The sequence below is a fragment of the Soonwooa sp. genome, assembly GCF_032062245.1.
In the GTDB taxonomy this organism is placed as follows: Bacteria; Bacteroidota; Bacteroidia; order Flavobacteriales; family Weeksellaceae; genus Soonwooa.
This window is the reverse complement of the sequence record NZ_DAMBQF010000012.1, coordinates 30,217-49,530: the sequence shown is the minus strand read 5'-3', so window position 1 is coordinate 49,530 and position 19,314 is coordinate 30,217. Positions and strand designations below refer to the sequence as shown.

Sequence of the window (19,314 nt, the reverse complement as noted above, 5' to 3'; positions counted from 1 at the left end):
AAACAATTTCTTTATTCATTAATATGATACGTAAAATTGGTGCACACAATAACATCGTTACTATCAAAATGTTTTACAATTCCGTCCTTTTCCATGGCCACTACCCAACAGGAGTTTTGATGCATGCCATAATCAATAATAAATACCGTATGACCACGCCCCAGAGGCGTATCTACAAGGATGGTTGGACTTAATTGTAAAATCATTTTGTATTTTTTTTGTTTTAAATGAGTGATAAGAATAGACTATGAAGGCACTTTTCTTTGTGCTTCACGGTCCCAAATGCGATGAAGTTTCATAGCGTTAATGAAAGATTCTGACCAATTGGCGTCCTTACTTTCCAAAATAACACCTTTATCAACTTCCACAAAAGACCTATCCAATAAGCTTTCCGCATCTTTCGCAAAAGCCAATACCTTACAATGTCTATACGCATCGTTGATAAATTCGTAATAATCTGCATTCTTTTTCAGAGCTTCTACCGATTTGCCTGACGGCGTAAAAACAGCGTCATAACAAACGGATGGATCGGTAAGATAAGTATGTTCGATATTTTGGGTCTCGCCTTCCTGGTAAGTGAGCGGACCCACTTTGGACGAAATTAAAACGGCTTCGGCACCTTCCTTTTCTAAAGCTTTTTTAAGTTCATCAACACTCGCTTTGGAAACCCCATTATCCACCAAAAAGGCAACCTTTCTGGTTTTAATCGTTCCTTCTCCTGCTTTTACCTTCATGCTAAGCGCTTCGGAAGAGCTGATCTCATTTTTCTTTACTTTTAATGGATAGTTTGGATGATTTTGTCTGGCAAATTTCAAAGTTAATTCATCCAATTCTTTTGGAGGGGTGATATTGAGATTGTCACCCACTTTTTTCGCTAAATCTTTATCAATTTGATTTAAAATAGCAACCTGACGTTCTCTGATTTTAGGGTCGTTAACTTTGCTGAGTTCAAAACTTAATGCATTTATAATATGCTGTTTTTCTGGCTCGCTTTGAGAATTGAAAAATAATGTAGCTTGGCTAAAATGGTCAGCAAACGAATCGGAACGCGCTCGCACTTTTTTACCATCCACTTTTTGCTCATGCGACTGGAAACCTTCTTCACCCTTCAACATGGCATGATAAGGACATCCCGATCCTTTACTGTTAGGGAAATAGCTAACGCCACCTTTCAAAATATCAATTCGACCTGTTCCGTCTTTTTGGTTGTTATGTTTTTGATTAACAGACCTGTTAATTGGTATTTCGTGAAAATTGGCACCGCCCAATCGATAATTTTGAGTATCCATATATGAGAAAACTCTACCTTGTAGCAATGGATCGTCAGTTAAATCAATACCTGGGATAATTCTTCCAGGGTCGAAAGCGACTTGTTCAGTTTCAGCGAAGAAATTTTCAGGATTGCGGTTCAGAGTCATCGTTCCTATGATTTTTACTGGAACCAATTCTTCTGGAACCAATTTGGTGGCATCTAAAATATCAAAAGAATATTTGAACTCATCTTCTTCTGGAATCAACTGTACACCCAAGTCCCATTGTGGATAGTTGCCCGCTTCAATAGCTTCGTACAAATCTTGACGGTGAAAATCTGAATTAAATCCAGACAACTTTTGAGCTTCATTCCAAGCCACGGAATGTACTCCTAATTTTGGTTTCCAATGGAATTTTACAAAGGTGGCTTTACCATCTTTATTCACTAATTTGAAGGTATGCACCCCAAAACCTTCCATCATACGCAAACTTCGTGGAATGGCTCTATCAGACATCGCCCACATGATCATGTGTGCAGATTCAGGCATTAAGGAAATGAAATCCCAAAACGTATCGTGCGCCGAAGCGGCTTGCGGATACTCTTTATCAGGTTCAGGCTTTACAGAATGAATTAAATCTGGAAAATTCATCGCATCCTGAATAAAAAAAACAGGAATATTATTGCCTACCAAATCATAATTCCCGTCTTCTGTATAAAATTTAACCGAAAAACCACGCACATCTCTCGCCAAATCAGTCGAACCTTTAAAGCCCGCAACTGTAGAAAAACGTGCAAACAGTGGCGTTTTGGTTCCTTTCTGCAAAAATTTCGCACATGTATATTCAGAAATATCTTCATGGATTTCTAAAATGCCGTGCGCACCGCTACCTCGGGCATGTACTACACGCTCCGGAATTCTTTCGCGGTCAAAATGTGCTAACTTGTCAAAATAAATGTGATCTTGCTGAAGAGACGGGCCGCGATCTCCAACTTTCAAAGTGTTATTGTTATCATAAATCGGGACACCATCATTGGTTGTCAATTTTTGATTAGAATTATCAACTGTAGATTGATTCATCTGTTCGATTTTCGCATCGGATTGTTTGTTTTTTTTCATAAAATATTTTTTTTGGATTAAGTGCAATTTTTTTTTCTCTTTTTAAAGTTAAATTTTAAAAAAGGAAAGCCTACATCGAACTCTTTAAAATAAAAATGATGCAGAAAAACGTAAATATTTTAACAAAAGTAATGCCATAAAAATCAGTGTTTTTTTGAATAAAAATATTTTTTGGCAAAATTATTTCGATAAAATGTAAGATTTATTTACAAATTTTTACATTACCATGTGATAATTTTGATACAAATTGTATCAAAAAATGCTTTTCAGCATGATATATATTTTGTATTTTTAAAAATTAGAATTGAGGGAATGGATAGAATTCAGGAAAAATTAATTATCTTGGCTGATGCTGCGAAATATGATGTAAGTTGCAGTTCTAGCGGTAGTAAAAGGAAAAATGCGGGCGGTATTGGCGATGCGTCATCTTCAGGAATTTGCCACACGTATACCGAGGACGGGAGATGCGTTTCTTTGCTCAAAATCTTACTCACCAACCATTGTATTTACGATTGCTCCTTTTGTGTGAGCCGAAAAAGTAACGATGTAGAAAGGGCAGCTTTTACGGTGGATGAAGTGGTAGAATTAACCATGAATTTTTATCGCAGAAATTATATTGAAGGTCTCTTTTTAAGTTCTGGAATTTTCAAAAATGCTGATTTTACGATGGAACGCCTGATGCGTATTGTTAAAAAACTTCGTACAGAAGAACGCTACAACGGTTACATTCACCTGAAAACCATCCCTGGAGCTAGTGAAGAATTGATTAAAGAAGCGGGTTTGTATGTGGATAGAATGAGTATTAATCTGGAAATGCCCACTGAAAAAGGACTGAAAATGGTAGCTCCTGAAAAAGATCATGATAGCGTAAGGAAACCTTTGGCTTTTGTTCAAAATCAAATTCAGGAATTGAAATCGGAGTCCAAGCTGATCAAATCCAAACCCTTATTTGTTCCAGCAGGTCAAAGCACTCAAATGGTGATTGGCGCAACTCCCGAAAACGACTTAGAAATTATGAGCGTCGCCAACGAGTTTTATCAAAATTATAATTTGAAAAGAGTGTATTACAGTGGCTATATTCCTATTAATAACGAAAATGCTTTGCTTCCTCAAATTGGCTCGCAACCTCCATTAATTAGAGAAAATAGATTGTATCAAACAGATTGGTTATTGCGTTTTTATGATTTTAAATTAGATGAAATTCTGAATCCGTCATTCACCAATTTGGACATGGATATTGATCCGAAATTGGGTTGGGCACTTCGGAATCCGCATTTTTTTCCAGTGGATATTAACAAAGCAAGTTATCAGGAAATAATAAGAATTCCAGGAATGGGGCGACAATCGGCAATGAAAATTGTAAAGAGTAGAAAATTTGGAAAATTGCACGAATATCAAGTCAAGAAAATGGGAATTAGTTTTAATAGAGCCAAATATTTTATGATTTGCGCCGATACCAAAATGCAGCTTGGCGAATTGGCACCTTTAAAAGTAAAATCTTTGATTACAGCGACTTCCAAAAGCAAATATAAATCATCAGTTCCTAGCAATCAGCTCAGTTTATTTTAAAAATCCAAAAAGGATGAACGGTAATGTCATCCTTTTCTTACATTGTTGCGAAAAATAACTATTTCTTATTTCCACCCATAAATTTTGAAATTAACCAAATGATGAGCGCGACGCCGCCAAAAATCAAGATAAATGCCCACCACATTCCTGCTTTAAATATGGTATTTACAGCTTCACAACTCGTTAATAAAGACATACATAAAATAGCAAAAAATCCTAGTGTAAATTTTTTCATAGTAAATTGATTTATAATTATGATGTATTCAAAAAGTCTGCCATTAATCAGACGATACTAAAATTTTTAATGTTTTAAGTGAGTAAATTTTGGCGGGAAAATTGTTGTGCTTTAACAAAAATTAAAATGAAAAATAAAAGTTTAAAAAAAGTAATGTTCGCCTTTGCTGGCGTTGGTGTTATTGCTGGATTATTGGCTTGCTCGGGAAAAAAAGCAATGAGCAATAATGTGCAAGTGGTTCAAAATTTTGATGCCGACAAATATTTGGGAACTTGGTATGAGGTGGCACGTTTTGATTTTAAATTTGAAAAAGATTTAAAAAACGTAACTGCCAATTATTCTAAAAGAGAAGACGGAAAAATTAAAGTTTTGAATAAAGGTTTTAACACCGTAAAAAATGAATGGGAAGAAGCCACAGGAAAGGCCAAATTTGTAGGTTCTGAAAATGAAGCAGCATTGAAAGTCTCATTTTTTGGTCCATTTTATTCGGAGTACAACGTAGTACAATTGGATCCTGAGTATAAAACGGCGCTAATCTTCGGTGAAAGTACAGATTACATTTGGATTTTATCTCGTTCCAAAACTATTTCTGAAGATACCAAGAAGAAGTATTTAGATTTTGCCACAAAACATGGATATGACCTTTTTAAATTAGTGTGGACAATACAGGATTAAGCGTGAAACAATACGTTTTTGATGGAAGCTACGTTGGCTTTTTAACTTCGATATTTGAAAGTTTTGAAAGAAAACATTTTGAAATAGAATTGTCGACAAAAGAAAATTTTGTCGCTAGTTTTTTTGATGAATCTTTTGAGATTATTTCGGATCCTGAAAAAGCAAAAAGAGTAATGCTAGGGCTTAAGAAGAAATTACCTGCTGTGGAAGTCATTAATATTTACAAAGTTTTTCTTTCAGAAAATATTTCGGCATTGCAATCCTTAGTGTACCTCATTCAAAATATATTTAAAAATCGGACAGATATTTTAGAAAATTTCGGAGATGCAAAAGTTTTAGAATACCATAAAACACTAAAAAAAGTGGACAGAGAAAGGCATCGTATGAAAGCTTTTGTTCGATTTCAGAAGAGTGAAGACGGAATGTTTTATTGTATGGTAGAGCCAGATTTTAATGTATTACCCCTAATTTCAGATTTTTTTAGAAAGCGATATGCAGATCAAAAATGGCTTATTTATGACGTAAAACGAAAATATGGATTGCACTATAATCTGTCAACGATCGACGAAGTTTATCTTAGCACAAAGCAAAAAAACGACCTAAGCACGGCTGATTCAATAATAAATTTAAATGAAACTGAAGAACATTTTCAGACTTTATGGAAGCAGTATTTTAAAAGCACCAACATAGAAGCCCGAAAAAATATAAAACTGCATCTTCAACATGTCCCAAGACGCTATTGGAAGTATTTGGTGGAGAAACAGTAAATAGAGATTTTTATTTTAGCATTATCCACTTTTATTTATCATTTGCTTTATTATTTGCCGATGCAAAATTTAGAGAAGATATTCCCTAAAACCTCGTCGTTCGTGAACTCACCCGATATTTCACCAAGATGTCCCAGAGCATTGCGAAGTTCATATGCCAAAAGTTCCGTAGTAATCTTATGCGAAACAGCTTCTTCAACTTGCGTTACCGAATACAATGATTTCTGTAACGCCTCATAGTGACGCTGATTAGTAATTACCACACCACCTTCTTGCGCTTTTAAGTTTTCAACGTAGGAAGAAAGTTCATTCTTTAACTCCTGAATATTACGATTCTCGATAGCTGAAATCTTAATAAAATCAAACGGCGTATCCAAAGCATCACGGAACTGATGTTCAATCATATTAAAAGCAGTTGTAACGACTTCATCTATTTTTGTTAAACAGATAATCAATTCCAAATCCTCTCGAACCAACGACTGAACCATGCGAATATCCTCTGAAAAATCTTCAGAATTAGCGGCAGCTAGATACACCAATATCTCGGCTTGACTAACCTTTTCACGGGCTTTTTGCACACCTATCGCTTCAATCTCGTCTTCCGTATCACGCAATCCCGCGGTGTCTATCAATCGAAAAGCATGACCTTTTATATGAAGAATTTCTTCTATGGTATCACGCGTCGTTCCCGCAATATTACTTACTATCGCACGCTCTTCTTTCAGTAAGGTATTTAATAAAGTCGATTTCCCGGCGTTGGGTTTCCCAATAATTGCCACAGCAGTACCGTTCTTAATGGCATTTCCGTATTGGAAACTGTCTATTAATGATTTCAATTTAGCTTGTATTCGTTTAATCAAGCCTACTAAAGCCTTTCTATCAGCGAATTCCACATCTTCCTCAGCAAAATCCAATTCCAATTCAATAAGTGAAGTAAAATTTAATAAGTCGCCTCGCAGCACCGAAATCTCTTGGGAAATCCCACCTTTCAATTGGTTTAATGCTACTTTTCGAGAGGCTTCATTTTCAGAAGCAATCAGGTCAGCAATGGATTCGGCTTGGGAAAGGTCGATTCTACCATTCATGAAGGCACGCATGGTAAATTCCCCGGCTTTCGCCATTCGAGCACCGTTCTTAATTAAAACTTCCAGAATCTTCGCACCAATATGCGGCGAACCATGAAACGAAATCTCCACAGAGTTTTCCGTCGTAAACGTCTTCGGCGCATGGAATACCGAAACCATCACCTCATCAATAATTTCTTTGTTGTTGGCGTCTTCGTCTCTTGTCTTTTCTCTTTCCTCTTCCTTCCCATCTACGATAAACCCATAATGCACCGTATGCGACTTCACTTTTTCAAGGTTTTTACCTTCAAAAACTTTATTCACAATTTCAAAAGATTTTTCGCCCGAAACTCTGATAATTCCAATGGCGCCAACGCCGTTTGCTGTGGCTAATGCGCAGATAGTGTCATGATTCATACTGCAAATTTACGCCTTTTTCACTCAAAATTATAGCACTCGCGAATCGGCTTTCCGTTATATCTCTTTTCATCACACTTCGGTCAATGATTTTTTAATATGTTTGCTTATGCTGAATTATCTCCAGAAGAATAATTTAAAAAAAAGTCTTAGCTGATAATGCATAATTTTTTACCAATGATATTATATTTTTATGTCATCGTAACAACAAGCCGACATGAGAATTAATAAATAAGAAAAATACTTGTTGAAAAAAATGTATTTTCGCTTCAACAAAAATCTAATAAATTAAATGAGAATATTAACCTCTATTTTCTTATTACTATCCATATTTGTAAGTTCTCAAAATCAAAGATTTGTTTACGAATACAGCTTCAGAATGGATTCTTTAAATCGCGATAACGTAGAAAAAGAATTAATGAATCTTGATATTGGCAAAGATGGATCTTACTTTTATAGTGCATTACTTATTGCACGCGATTCACTTTTTAAAGCAGAATTTGAAAAAGCTAATGCAACTAAATCTATGGTTTTGGACATGCGAAAAATAAAACAGTCAAAAGTTCATTTCCGAATTTCAAAAGTCTATCCAAGTTTCGAGACAGTCTATCATACCATGCTTAATGCAACAAATTTGGCGATTAAAGTAGTGGACAAAATAAAATGGACGGTTTTATCCGAGACAAAAACAATTGAGAAATTCAAAGCTCAAAAAGCGACGACAACTTTCGGAGGTCGTAACTGGATTGCTTGGTTCACTAATGATATCCAAATCCAAGATGGACCTTATAAATTTTGTGGTTTACCCGGATTAATCTTAACAATCGAAGATGACAAAGGAGATCATCAATTCAGATTTGTTGGTAATCAAAAAATTGAGCACGAGCAAAGTCTTATGGATTCAAAAATGAAAGACATCTTTGTTACCAAAGAAAAATTTAATTTTCTTTGGAACGAATACAAAAAAGATCCCGCAAAGAACATCAAATTAATACACAGCTCGTCCCAAATGTCGGAGACTTTATTTTACAATGCAAACGATGGAAGTCCTATGTCAAAACAGGATTTAATAAAAGGAAAAGAAGAACATGCTGCCGAAAGTTTTAAGAAAAATAATAATTTTATCGAAGTTGCGCTTTATAAATAATTATTCATTCTTTTTACAAGTATAATCTTAAGGAATTTTGAAAATAGCTTGACTTAGAAGCCGAGAACCTGCTGTCGCTAGTCGCTGTTATGTGCCCTCACCTATCCCGTCGCTTACATAACGAGCTCCAACATGCCGCTCCATCAGGGCTAAGACTACTAACTGGAAAAATAATCATCCAATATCTTTACAAACACTAAAACCAACAACTAAAACCTATCGCCTTGTGTATTTTTAAAACTTTTCACAAATTTGCATAATGCATCCACGAGAACTGAAAATCGAAAATTTTACTTACGATTTACCCAACGAAAATATCGCTTACAATCCCGCAAATCCTAGAGATTCGTCCAAGCTTTTAGTTTACAAAAACAACGACATCTCAACCGATATTTATCAACATATATCAGATTATTTGTCAAATGATGCAGTTTTGGTTTTTAACGATACCAAAGTTATAAAGTCTAGATTGTTTTTCACGAACGAAACTGGCGCAACCATCGAGGTTTTTTGCCTAGAACCCTATGGCGAAAACGTCAATTACGAAGATTATTTTCAGAAACAGGGAAGCGTGCTTTGGACTTGCCTTATTGGGAAAGTTGCAAAATGGAGAACACCAAAGCTTACTAAAATTTTAGAAATTGATAATAAAAATGTAGAACTTACTGCTGAGATTATTGAAAAACTTCCCGATTCTTATGTGGTAAAATTATCGTGGTCACCAGAAGAAATTCCGTTTGCGGATGTGGTTAATGCTGCAGGTGTTACTCCGCTTCCACCCTATATTAAACGAGTTGCGGACAAAACCGATGAAGAAACTTACCAAACTGTTTACTCCGAACATGACGGATCTGTTGCGGCACCAACAGCGGGCTTGCATTTCACAAAAAGGATTTTGGATGATCTTCATAGTAAAGGCATCGAAACACTTTTCACAACTTTGCATATCGGCGCAGGAACCTTCAAACCTGTGAAATCTGAAACAATGGACGAACACATCATGCATTCTGAATGTATGAATATTAGCATTGATTTTTTAGAACATCTTTTAGAAAATATTAATCGTCCCATTATTCCTGTTGGTACAACATCCATGCGAACTGTCGAAAGCATTTTTTGGATGGGAAATAAAGTGGCCAACAATCCGAATATTCTTTTTGAAAATCTAAAAGTTACACAATGGGAACCATACGAAACCGAAACTATTAATTCTGCTGAGGTTGCTATTTCAGCATTAATTAATTGGGTTAAAGAAGATGAGCAAAGCCATATTTCTGTAGAGACAGAAATTATTATTGCACCAAGCTACACTTTCCGAATTGCAAAAGGTCTTATCACCAACTTTCATCAACCGCAGTCTACATTGTTATTGCTAGTTTCGGCATTAATTGGTGAAAAATGGCATGAACTTTATGATTATGCGTTGAAGAATAATTTTAGATTTTTAAGTTACGGTGACGGTAGTCTATTGCTACCATAATTTATTTTAAAAATGAAGCTCATTTAATCCCATAAAAAAATCCTCGCAGGCTAACTGACGAGGATTATTATTTTTATTTAATAATATTTAATATTTACAAAGGACTAACCAAATCTAAGAACCATTCTTTGATTTCACCATCTAGATGTGGACCAATTTTTTCTTCACACTGTTTGTGATAAGCATTTAACCAATCGATTTCAGCTTGCGAAAGCATATCTTTCACAATGGTATCTTTGAAGAATGGGCAGAACGTCAAAGTTTCAAAATCATAGAAAGTTCCGAAATCTGTTGTTTCAACTTCTTTAACCACAAGAAGATTCTCGTGACGAATTCCGTATTTGTTTTCCAAATAGAAACCTGGCTCGTTAGAAACCACCATTCCTGGAAGTAATTCTTGCGGATTTAGATCTTTACGTATATTTTGTGGTCCTTCGTGTACGTTCATAAAACTGCCAACACCGTGACCAGTGCCGTGCGCATAATCTTTGCCAGCCATCCACAACGGAAGTCTCGCAATTGCGTCCAATTGTACACCACGAGTTCCTTTCGGGAATTTAACCATCGATAATCGGATCATACCTTGTAACACCAAAGTCGAATCTATTTTGAACTGCTCCGAAACTTCGCCAATCGCTAAAGTCCTTGTAATATCGGTTGTCCCTTCCAGATATTGACCTCCAGAATCTACAAGGATAATTCCTTTATTAGTAACATCAGAACTTCCCTCTTTCTTGGCAGAATAATGTGGTAACGCGGCGTTGCCTTCGTATCCAACGATACTTCCAAAACTTTCGCCAACAAAATTATCAAGACTTGCACGGAATTCTCTTAATTTAAGTCCAATCGAATATTCTGTCATCGATTCTTTACCAACATTGTGTGTCAACCAATATAGGAATTTCACCATCCCAACACCATCGCGCTCCATCACCGTTCTGAGACCAGCCAACTCTGCTTCGTTCTTTTGAGCTTTCATAAGATTACCCGGAACCGCAGCTTTTAACAATGTATTATCATTAACCAAAGTATGAATAATGGCTTGATTGGTATTTGGTGAAACCAAAACTTTTTGATTCTTTATCGATTTTAAAAATGAATAAAAATCGGCATAAGGCATCATTTTAACATTAGATGCATCCATTAGATTTTTAGCTTCTTTATTAAGTTTATCTAGATCCACAAACAAAATTGCTTCGTCACGAGATAAATAAATGTAGCCTAAAAATACTGGGTTAGATTGCACGTCGCTTCCTCGTAGATTAAGCGTCCAAGCGACATCGTCCAAACTTGAAATAATATGCGCAGTTGCTCCCATTTCGTCCATTTTTTGACGGATATCCGAAAGCTTATCAGTTACCGATTTGCCAGCGCGTTCAACAGGATGCACAAAAACTTCATTTTTAGAAGGCGTTCCTCTATCTGTCCAGATGTCATTTAATAAAGCTAAATCTACTAAACTAATATCAGCTTTCTTCAATTGATTTTCGACCAATTCCCAGTTAGCGTTAGACGTTGCAATTGCGTTAACGGCAACCTTTCCAGCTTTTGGAATTTCAGAAATAATCCAATCTACAAATTGTGGCGTTCCTTCCACTCCTTCTTTCATCAAATCAATTGTCGAATCTTTTAGTTCTGCGTTAGCCTGAACAAAATAACGACCATCAGTCCAAACGCCAGCTCTGTCTTTAGTAACGACCGCAAAACCCGCCGAACCAGTAAAACCGGTTAACCAGGTTCTCTCCTTCCATTCGTTAGGAAGATATTCGCTCATGTGAGGATCTGCGGAAAAAATAATGTACGCATCTATATTTTGCGCTTGCATTGCTTCGCGAAGCTTTGCTAATTTATCTTGTGTTGTCATAATAAGGTTCGGAAATTTCAGGAGATAAAATTAGTCAATATTAAGGACTAGACCAATTTTGAAATCTTATAAAAATCCTAAATTTTAATGCAAACTTCTTAAATCTTATATACCAGTAAACGTCAAATAAAGTAAATATGAATTTAATCCAAGGATAATTCCGCTGATGATAATTACTAAAGTTTTTAACCAAGGTTTGTTAGCAAAACGTCCCATTTTTAATTTAGAATTTGTGAACATTACTAACGGAATAACAGCAAAACTCAGTTGCATTGACAAAATAATTTGGCTGAAAACCAACAGTTGCGACGTTCCTCTTTCACCATAAAGAATGGCTACAATTAAGGCTGGAATAACAGCAATAAGTCGCGTTATTAAACGACGAACCCAAGGTTTTAATCTAATATTTAGAAAACCTTCCATAACGATTTGACCTGCTAAAGTCCCTGTCAAAGTTGAATTTTGCCCAGAAGCCAATAAAGCAACTCCAAAGAAAATACTCGCGAAAGTTGTACCTAAAAGCGGTGTCAAAAGTTGATATGCATCATGAATATCTGCAACACCATGATGTCCACTTGTGTGGAAAGTCGCCGCTGACAAAATCAAAATGGAAGCATTTATAAAAAACGCCAACATCAGAGAAAAGCTACTATCAATGGTCGCAAATTTAATCGCTTCTTTTTTGCCTTCTGTAGTTCTTGGATAATTTCTAGTTTGGACAATACTGCTGTGTAGATAAAGGTTGTGCGGCATAACAGTCGCACCAAGAATTCCGATGGCAATATACAACATGTGCGGATTGGTCACCACTTCTTTTTGTGGAACTAAACCATGTAGAATTGGGAAAATCTCAGGTTTACTAACGATTAATTCGTAAATAAAACAACCTAAAATAATGAAGATTAAACCTCCAACAATACTTTCTATAATCCGAAAACCTTTGGCTTGTAAAAATAAAATGATGAAAACATCAACAACCGTGATGACGACGCCCCAAGTCAACGGAATACCAAAGAGCAAATTAAGCGCAATCGCCGTACCGATGACTTCTGCCAGATCACAAGCCGCAATGGCAATTTCGCAGAGAATCCAAAGTGCAAAATTAACTGGCGGACTAAAATGATCGCGACAAGCTTGCGCCAAATCTCTTTCTGCAACGATTCCTAACTTTAAAGAAAGGTGTTGTAATACGATCGCAAAAAGGTTTGAAATCAAAATAACTGATAACAATGTATAACCGAAACTTGCGCCACCTTCGATATCAGTAGCCCAATTTCCGGGATCCATATAACCAACAGCAATCATTAGCCCTGGTCCTGTAAAAGCCAAAAGCTTTTTCCAAAAACCTGCATCCTGCGGAACTTTTATTGATGAATATACTTCTTGAAGAGAATGTTGGTGCTTCTCTCTTCGCCAAGCTTCTTTAGATTTTTTGAACATTAAAAATATTTTGTTAGAATAATCTAACAAAATTACATAATTAATTTATTTTCACAAAAAAAGCTACCAATTTTGGTAGCTTTTTTCTTATAAAGTTTTAATAATTTACTTCACAAAACGAATTGCAGTTTTTCTATCCGCCTCTCTTTCTTTGTCTGAAGCATCAGCTGAAACTTTTGCAAACTCTGAACCATAACCCTCTGCTTCTTTAACTTGAGCAGAACCTAAAGCAGTTTTAACAGCTGTAGCTCTTTCTTTAGATAATTTTAGGTTAGTTGCAGCATCTCCTTTTTTGTCTGTGTAAGCACCAATTTTGATGTTAGCCGCTGGGAATTCAGCAAGAATAGCTTTCAAATTATCTAACTGAACTTGAGATTCTGGTGTTAATTTAGTTGAATTAAATTCGAAATTTAAATTATCAAAATTAAACCATTTGTCTTTAAGTTGCGCTTCTGTTGAGTTTTTGTACTCGTCAGATTTTAAGAATGTAACGATTTGATCTTCGATACCTCCTTTGTAAGCATTAATAGTTTTACCACTTGGTAAAGTTACTACCATACTTTCTCTATTCACGGTTGTACCATTAGCAGTAGAATCAACTGTTGTACTCGATGCAACAGTGTCTGTTATGATTGCAGTACTATCCGTTGTACCAGCAGGTACAGTATCCGCTTTTTTGCCACATTGTTTCCATAAGAACCAACCAGCTAATAAAAGAAGTAATAATGGAAGTAACCATTTCAGGATAGAACCTCCTCCTCCATTGTCATTTGGTGGTGGTGTGTGTACATTTCCGCTTCTGGTAACATGAGCGCCAGAGTCAACATACTCTGTCTCTTTATTAACAACTGGCTTCGGAACTTCCACTGTTGGAGTCGGAGTCGGAGTTGCAGCTGCTGCAGCGCCACCAAGACCTAAACCTGCAAGACTAAGACCCGCTGGTAATAAGCCCGAAACAATGCCTTTTTGGTCATTTAATAAATTAGTGAATTGGTTTTGATCTAGATTGTTATCAGTAATATACTTACCTAAAAATCCAAAACTACTCCCTCCTACTAGATCTAATAATTGATGACCAGAAGCTGGACTTACACCAGCAAAATTAGATACCGTGTTAACCAAAGTATCTGCTTTTCCTCCAAAAATTAAAGAAATTATTGACTTGATAGTTCCAGCAACGCGGTCGGAACCACTCGTCATCTGAGAAACAAAATCGGAAGACGCAAGACTTTTCAGAGTAGAGAAAAGTGTTGAGTCTTCCGAATTATTTGCCATTCCACCAATGATAGCTGGTAAGAATGCACTGATTGCATTTGACACATTTGAGTTACTTTCTCCTAAATGTGTGGATACTTGTGATACAATTTCTGGACTAAGTTGTCCTTTGATCAGGTCGATTAAGTTAATTGCCATAAGTGTTTATTTTTTTTGATAATACTAAGACAATCAAAAACTACACCATGTGTTAACTTTTTAGCAAATAAAACTAAATTTTAATATGCTTTCGCAAATAAAACACGTTGTTTTGATGGTTTTCCTGTAATAAGAGATATGCCTTCTTCCATATCATTTTCTAAAGGAATACATCTAATAGTGGCTTTTGTTTCATTTTTGATTTGCTCTTCTTCTTCATCTGTACCGTCCCAGTGTGCTGAAATAAATCCGCCTTTTTCTTCTAAAACTTTTTTGAACTCCTCATAAGTGTCAACCTTAGTTACGTGAGTATCTCTGTAAGTTTTAGCTTTATTAAACACATCTTGCTGAATTGTTTTTAATAATTCCTCGATATATGTATCTACATTATCAATTGGTTGTACTTCTTTAGTCAAATTATCTCTTCTCGCAATTTCGACAGTTCCGTTTTCTAAATCTTTAGGACCAATTGCCATTCTTACTGGCACACCTTTTAGTTCGTATTCAGCAAACTTCCAACCTGGTTTGTTCTGTGTATCGTTATCAAATTTAACAGAAATACCTTTCGCTTTTAATTTTGCTTGAATATCCAAAGCTACTTTGCTGATTTCTTCTAATTGTTCTTCTCCTTTAAAAATAGGAACAATAACCACCTGAATTGGAGCCAAACTTGGTGGCAATACCAAACCATGATCATCCGAATGTGTCATAATTAATGCACCCATTAATCTGGTCGAAGTTCCCCAAGAAGTTGCCCAAGCATATTCTATTTTACCTTCTTTATTAGTGAATTTAACATCGAAAGCTTTTGCAAAATTTTGTCCTAAAAAGTGAGACGTTCCGGCTTGTAAAGCTTTACCATCTTGCATAAGTGCTTCGATACAATAAGTTTCGTCTGCACCAGCAAATCTCTCAGATGGTGTTTTAATACCTCTAACAACAGGAATTGCCATAAAGTTCTCTGCAAAATCTGCATAGACATCTAACATTTGTTCTGACTCGTCAATGGCTTCCTGACGCGTTGCATGCGCTGTGTGCCCTTCTTGCCAAAGGAATTCGGCAGTTCTAAGGAATAGACGTGTTCTCATCTCCCAACGTACCACATTTGCCCATTGGTTAATCAGGATTGGTAAATCTCTATAAGATTGAATCCAATTTTTATAAGTACTCCAAATAATAGCCTCAGAAGTTGGACGAACAATAAGTTCTTCTTCTAATTTTGCATTAGGATCAACAATTAATTTCCCTGGATTATCGGGATCATTTTTTAGACGGTAATGCGTAACAACCGCGCATTCTTTAGCAAAACCTTCCGCATTCTTCTCTTCTGCTTCGAACAAGCTTTTCGGGACAAACAAGGGGAAATAAGCATTAACGTGTCCTGTTTCTTTGAATTTGCGATCCATCTCATCACGCATTTTTTCCCAAATTGCATAACCGTAAGGTTTAATTACCATACAACCACGCACACCAGAGTTTTCTGCTAAGTCAGCTTTTACAACCAATTCGTTGTACCATTTGCTGTAATCTTCTGCCCTTGTTGTTAACTTTGCCATAAATTTTTTGATATTTCTTTTTAACTTTTCTTTATAAAGCCAATCTAAAATAAAAGCAGTAATTTTACCTGCCTATTTATCGTACTTTGTGGTACAAATTTGGTATAAAGAAATGCAAATATAATAAACTTAATACTCTGTTGAAAATGAAAACTTTTAACAATTATAACATTTTTAATCTTGTTAAGTCAAAAGCCTTAATAATGATTTCCAGCAGCTTCTTATTAACGTCTTGTATTGTCTATACAGGAGGTTATTCTGAGACTGATGGTGTATACTATGATCCTAGTAGAGATAGCCTTCCAGAAGGCTATTCGGGGAATTATGGCAATCAGGTCGACCAATATTACGACTATGGTGATGTCGGTATTGTTGAGCAATCTGTGAAAAACCAACAACTTAGTAATAATCGTTACGGAAGTTATGAATCTGATTGGGGAAATTATACAGGAACAGAGACTTATTACACCAATAATAATTGGGGTTGGGGAGCTGGATATTATGGATATGGTATGCCATATTATGGTTCTCGTTGGGGCTATGGTTGGAATATCGGAATGAATTGGGGTTGGGGAAGCCCCTGGTATTACAACAGTTTCTATGATCCTTTCTGGGGTTATGGTTATGGTGGTGGATATTGGGGAAGCTACTATTCACCTTATTACTCACCGTACTATTATGGTTATGGCGGCGGGTACTATCCTTACTATGGCAACAACTCATACTATATTCCGCAAGGAACGAGAAATACAAACGGGAACAGACTTTCTGGCATGCTGCGAGAAAATAGTGTAAGAAATATGACTAATAATGCTGGCATAAGAAATTCTAATGGTAGCACTCGTAATCAAGGTATGATTAATAATGGAAATAATGCTAATGTAAGAAATCCTAACAATATGGGAGGTTACAGAAATCCGCAAAGTTTCCCAAATCAACATAACGACGGATCTACCCGCCAAAATGGTGGTATGAGAAACGATAGTAGTATTCGTAGTAATAACGGTGGTTTCAGAAATTCAACACCAATGCAAAATTCTGGCGGATATCGTAGTAGCGGATCTAGTGGTGGAGCATTCAACTCTACTGGTGGTACTAGATCTGGCGGAACTATGGGCGGTAGCGCTGGTGGTGGTATGCGTTCTGGAGGAGGAATGAGATCTGGTGGACGTTAATTCCATTTAAAAAAATTAATTATAAACTTATAAAACAGTCTTTATTAAAGAACTTTAATATGTTAAAAAGAACATTACTGATACTTACTTTACCAGCAGCTTTTTATCTACAAGCTCAGGACATATCAGAAATTAAGAATACAACCGACGTCTATAACAACAATAGCATTAATGGAACCGCAAAATATGTAGGCATGGCGGGATCAATGGGAGCTTTAGGAGGTGACATTTCTAGTGTTAATGTTAACCCTGCAGGTTTAGGAGTTAACATTGTCAGTGACCTTAGTCTTAGTTTATCAACCTATTCTAACAAGAATACAAGTACATTAGGTAGCGCTTCTGCTTCTAATAAAGTTAATAAAACAGATTTAGGTAACGCCTCTGCAATAATTGCGTTTGACTTAAGTAATCTTAATTCTAAATGGAAATTCGTAAACATAGGTCTTAGCTATAATTCAACTTTCTTAAATGACCAAGTTGGAACACCAGGAAATAGCAATATCAAAATCCAGAAAGATTTAATAGATGCAAATAATAATCCACTAGTCGGTACTTTAAGCTACCAAGGGCATGTCTATAGCAGAGATGGCCGTTCAGATAAAACTGATTTTACGATTGGAGCCAATTACGATAACAGAATCTATTTAGGAGCTGGTATTAAGATGAGCAGCATTAGTTATACGCAAAACGATTATGCATTTTTTAATTTAGATGCAAATAATGTTACTGGTTCGTATGAAAAGCAATACACACCTTATTTAGAAGATTCGAGAGGATTCTCAGCTAACTTTGGTATTATTGGTAAAATCAACAATCAATTCCGTCTAGGAGCAGCTATTGAAACACCAACATGGTGGAAGGTAGACCGAGTATACAGAGATTATGCCATTGCGGATAATGGTTATACAGATACTGCCGAATTCTCGGAATCTAGAAATCTAAGAACGCCTTTCAATGCAACGCTGAGTGCAGCTTTTGTTCCTAATAAGAATTTCGCTCTTAACATCGATTATATCCAAGGATTAAGTAAGCCTAAATATACAACGGCTTCAGCAGTAAATTCAGATCTTAATGCTTTCTATAATGAGAATTATAAAAACTCATCACAAGTAAGACTTGGGGCTGAATATCGTTATGAAGGTCTTCGTGTGAGAGCTGGTTATGCATTTGCAAATAATCCATTTAACAACATTATGTTGTCTAGCTATAATAATGATGGATCAATACAAGATGTTAATTACTCCCATCTAATGCTATCTAAAAGAAATACTTTGGGCGTAGGTCTTGGTTATGACTTTAAGGCCTTCTACATCGATGCAGCTTATCAAAATGTGTCATCAGAATATGAGAATCCATTCTTGTATGGTTCTGCAAATAAAGGCACTGGTTATTACAGTAACAATTTTGATGTTAACTCCTCGGCTTATGCCGTGTCGAAAGTTAAAAATCAAATGAACAATTTAGTATTTACGCTTGGTTGGAAATTTTAATCCGAACGAAAACATAATAAAAAGAGCTATTCGAAATTCGAATAGCTTTTTTAATTTTTAAGACTGTTGCAACGCTTTATCGGTTGGCTGCGTTTTCTTTTGTACCACTTTCTTAACCACATAATCGATAACAATCGGCGCTAAGATTGTCAACAGTGTTTTTAATAATCTCGATCTCATAATTTGAATATTTAAACTACTACAAACAAGATTTAAGCCATAATCAAAAGCTAGATTATTTTTCTACTAAAGCTTCACCATCGAATTTTACATCGTCCCAACCATACTTCATAAAGTTTCGGATATTTTGATGATTGTCTCCTTCAGGATCTTGTAATACCTCTTTTTTGTAATAATCTCCGAACAAATCTAAAGTCTGCTCTTTGCTGAGGTTATTTATTTTAGCAAAATAAAAAATTTTGCAAGAGCCATTGTTTTGATTAGCAACGTTAATTTGATCACCATTCGTAAATTTGGTTGGAAAAAAGTCATAATGCTTGTCAATATCAGCGATAACATCATTAAAATCAAAATTCGTTTCTCCGTTTTTTATCTGTTCTAAAATTGTCATTGTTTTAAATTTAAAAATCTTTAGTTTCAAAAATACAATAAAAAAACTCCGAAATCGATAGAGTTCGGAGTTTTGTAATATT

17 protein-coding genes are annotated in these 19,314 nt (G+C 35.8%); 7 read left to right on the top strand and 10 right to left on the bottom strand.

Translation table 11 applies throughout. The features are described 5' to 3' along the window. Window positions 1-11: 11 nt before the first annotated feature. Both RT037_RS07995 and RT037_RS07990 read right to left on the bottom strand, forming a co-directional pair. The gene (locus RT037_RS07995) at window positions 12-206 is read right to left on the bottom strand and encodes a hypothetical protein (RefSeq protein WP_313029769.1); all 195 of its coding nucleotides are present in this window, start codon (window positions 204-206) and stop codon (window positions 12-14) included. 39 nt (window positions 207-245) lie between these two features. After that, window positions 246-2,369: a catalase gene (locus tag RT037_RS07990; RefSeq protein WP_313029768.1), complete on the bottom strand. Its 2,124-nt coding sequence runs from the start codon at window positions 2,367-2,369 to the stop codon at window positions 246-248. Between the two features lie 312 nt (window positions 2,370-2,681). Between RT037_RS07990 and RT037_RS07985 the strand changes: the two genes are divergently transcribed. Beyond that, entirely contained in the window at window positions 2,682-3,938 is a 1,257-nt protein-coding gene (locus RT037_RS07985; RefSeq protein WP_313029767.1) for a putative DNA modification/repair radical SAM protein, read from the top strand. A 58-nt stretch (window positions 3,939-3,996) separates the two neighbouring features. Here the strand turns inward: RT037_RS07985 and RT037_RS07980 are convergent, their stop codons facing one another. Beyond that, the gene (locus tag RT037_RS07980; RefSeq protein WP_313029766.1) at window positions 3,997-4,173 is read right to left on the bottom strand and encodes a phosphatidate cytidylyltransferase; all 177 of its coding nucleotides are present in this window, start codon (window positions 4,171-4,173) and stop codon (window positions 3,997-3,999) included. 126 nt (window positions 4,174-4,299) lie between these two features. On the opposite strand from RT037_RS07980, the gene RT037_RS07975 reads away from it, so the two are divergent. Continuing rightward, the gene (locus RT037_RS07975; protein ID WP_313029765.1) at window positions 4,300-4,848 is read left to right on the top strand and encodes a lipocalin family protein; all 549 of its coding nucleotides are present in this window, start codon (window positions 4,300-4,302) and stop codon (window positions 4,846-4,848) included. Then, window positions 4,830-5,615, top strand: a complete 786-nt coding sequence (locus RT037_RS07970) for a TIGR03915 family putative DNA repair protein (RefSeq protein ID WP_312323847.1) — start codon at window positions 4,830-4,832, stop codon at window positions 5,613-5,615. The genes RT037_RS07975 and RT037_RS07970 overlap by 19 nt, the downstream gene beginning before the upstream one ends. A gap of 50 nt (window positions 5,616-5,665) precedes the next feature. Here the strand turns inward: RT037_RS07970 and mnmE are convergent, their stop codons facing one another. Then, complete coding sequence (gene mnmE, locus RT037_RS07965; RefSeq protein ID WP_313029764.1) at window positions 5,666-7,096, bottom strand: tRNA uridine-5-carboxymethylaminomethyl(34) synthesis GTPase MnmE; 1,431 nt, start codon at window positions 7,094-7,096, stop codon at window positions 5,666-5,668. A gap of 292 nt (window positions 7,097-7,388) precedes the next feature. On the opposite strand from mnmE, the gene RT037_RS07960 reads away from it, so the two are divergent. Both RT037_RS07960 and RT037_RS07955 read left to right on the top strand, forming a co-directional pair. Further along, window positions 7,389-8,243 (top strand): GLPGLI family protein, encoded by an 855-nt coding sequence (locus tag RT037_RS07960; RefSeq protein ID WP_313029763.1) that lies wholly within the window; start codon window positions 7,389-7,391, stop codon window positions 8,241-8,243. A 259-nt stretch (window positions 8,244-8,502) separates the two neighbouring features. Continuing rightward, window positions 8,503-9,723 carry an S-adenosylmethionine:tRNA ribosyltransferase-isomerase gene (locus tag RT037_RS07955; protein ID WP_313029762.1) on the top strand — a complete coding sequence of 407 codons (1,221 nt, stop codon included), beginning with the start codon at window positions 8,503-8,505 and terminating at the stop codon, window positions 9,721-9,723. Between the two features lie 94 nt (window positions 9,724-9,817). Here RT037_RS07955 and RT037_RS07950 read toward each other — a convergent pair whose 3' ends face one another. The 4 genes from RT037_RS07950 to proS all read right to left on the bottom strand — a co-directional run bounded on the left by RT037_RS07950 (window position 9,818) and on the right by proS (window position 15,996). Further along, entirely contained in the window at window positions 9,818-11,587 is a 1,770-nt protein-coding gene (locus RT037_RS07950) for an aminopeptidase P family protein (RefSeq protein ID WP_313029761.1), read from the bottom strand. A 105-nt stretch (window positions 11,588-11,692) separates the two neighbouring features. Continuing rightward, on the bottom strand, window positions 11,693-13,027 hold the full coding sequence (locus tag RT037_RS07945) for an Nramp family divalent metal transporter (RefSeq protein WP_313029760.1): 1,335 nt from the start codon (window positions 13,025-13,027) through the stop codon (window positions 11,693-11,695). 105 nt (window positions 13,028-13,132) lie between these two features. Continuing rightward, window positions 13,133-14,440, bottom strand: coding sequence for an OmpA family protein (locus tag RT037_RS07940; protein ID WP_313029759.1), 1,308 nt, complete (start codon window positions 14,438-14,440; stop codon window positions 13,133-13,135). Between the two features lie 80 nt (window positions 14,441-14,520). Continuing rightward, window positions 14,521-15,996: a proline--tRNA ligase gene (gene proS, locus RT037_RS07935; protein ID WP_313029758.1), complete on the bottom strand. Its 1,476-nt coding sequence runs from the start codon at window positions 15,994-15,996 to the stop codon at window positions 14,521-14,523. A gap of 146 nt (window positions 15,997-16,142) precedes the next feature. Between proS and RT037_RS07930 the strand changes: the two genes are divergently transcribed. Both RT037_RS07930 and RT037_RS07925 read left to right on the top strand, forming a co-directional pair. Then, window positions 16,143-17,171, top strand: a complete 1,029-nt coding sequence (locus tag RT037_RS07930) for a prolyl-tRNA synthetase (RefSeq protein ID WP_313029757.1) — start codon at window positions 16,143-16,145, stop codon at window positions 17,169-17,171. A gap of 59 nt (window positions 17,172-17,230) precedes the next feature. After that, entirely contained in the window at window positions 17,231-18,661 is a 1,431-nt protein-coding gene (locus RT037_RS07925) for a hemin receptor (RefSeq protein ID WP_313029756.1), read from the top strand. Window positions 18,662-18,718: 57 nt separating this feature from the next. Here the strand turns inward: RT037_RS07925 and RT037_RS07920 are convergent, their stop codons facing one another. Then, on the bottom strand, window positions 18,719-18,841 hold the full coding sequence (locus tag RT037_RS07920; RefSeq protein ID WP_313029754.1) for a hypothetical protein: 123 nt from the start codon (window positions 18,839-18,841) through the stop codon (window positions 18,719-18,721). 55 nt (window positions 18,842-18,896) lie between these two features. Further along, window positions 18,897-19,232: a HopJ type III effector protein gene (locus RT037_RS07915; RefSeq protein ID WP_313029751.1), complete on the bottom strand. Its 336-nt coding sequence runs from the start codon at window positions 19,230-19,232 to the stop codon at window positions 18,897-18,899. Between the last annotated feature and the right edge of the window lie 82 nt (window positions 19,233-19,314).

Bases quoted from the DNA above. Each gene is read 5' to 3' on its own strand.
- RT037_RS07950 (WP_313029761.1), bottom strand. From the start codon at position 11,587: ATGACAACACAAGATAAATTAGCAAAGCTTCGCGAAGCAATGCAAGCG.
- RT037_RS07915 (WP_313029751.1), bottom strand. From the start codon at position 19,232: ATGACAATTTTAGAACAGATAAAAAACGGAGAAACGAATTTTGATTTT.
- RT037_RS07955 (WP_313029762.1), top strand. From the start codon at position 8,503: ATGCATCCACGAGAACTGAAAATCGAAAATTTTACTTACGATTTACCC.
- RT037_RS07940 (WP_313029759.1), bottom strand. From the start codon at position 14,440: ATGGCAATTAACTTAATCGACCTGATCAAAGGACAACTTAGTCCAGAA.
- RT037_RS07920 (WP_313029754.1), bottom strand. From the start codon at position 18,841: ATGAGATCGAGATTATTAAAAACACTGTTGACAATCTTAGCGCCGATT.
- RT037_RS07985 (WP_313029767.1), top strand. From the start codon at position 2,682: ATGGATAGAATTCAGGAAAAATTAATTATCTTGGCTGATGCTGCGAAA.
- RT037_RS07945 (WP_313029760.1), bottom strand. From the start codon at position 13,027: ATGTTCAAAAAATCTAAAGAAGCTTGGCGAAGAGAGAAGCACCAACAT.
- RT037_RS07925 (WP_313029756.1), top strand. From the start codon at position 17,231: ATGTTAAAAAGAACATTACTGATACTTACTTTACCAGCAGCTTTTTAT.
- RT037_RS07990 (WP_313029768.1), bottom strand. From the start codon at position 2,369: ATGAAAAAAAACAAACAATCCGATGCGAAAATCGAACAGATGAATCAA.
- RT037_RS07930 (WP_313029757.1), top strand. From the start codon at position 16,143: ATGAAAACTTTTAACAATTATAACATTTTTAATCTTGTTAAGTCAAAA.
- RT037_RS07960 (WP_313029763.1), top strand. From the start codon at position 7,389: ATGAGAATATTAACCTCTATTTTCTTATTACTATCCATATTTGTAAGT.
- RT037_RS07975 (WP_313029765.1), top strand. From the start codon at position 4,300: ATGAAAAATAAAAGTTTAAAAAAAGTAATGTTCGCCTTTGCTGGCGTT.
- RT037_RS07995 (WP_313029769.1), bottom strand. From the start codon at position 206: ATGATTTTACAATTAAGTCCAACCATCCTTGTAGATACGCCTCTGGGG.
- mnmE (WP_313029764.1), bottom strand. From the start codon at position 7,096: ATGAATCATGACACTATCTGCGCATTAGCCACAGCAAACGGCGTTGGC.
- proS (WP_313029758.1), bottom strand. From the start codon at position 15,996: ATGGCAAAGTTAACAACAAGGGCAGAAGATTACAGCAAATGGTACAAC.
- RT037_RS07980 (WP_313029766.1), bottom strand. From the start codon at position 4,173: ATGAAAAAATTTACACTAGGATTTTTTGCTATTTTATGTATGTCTTTA.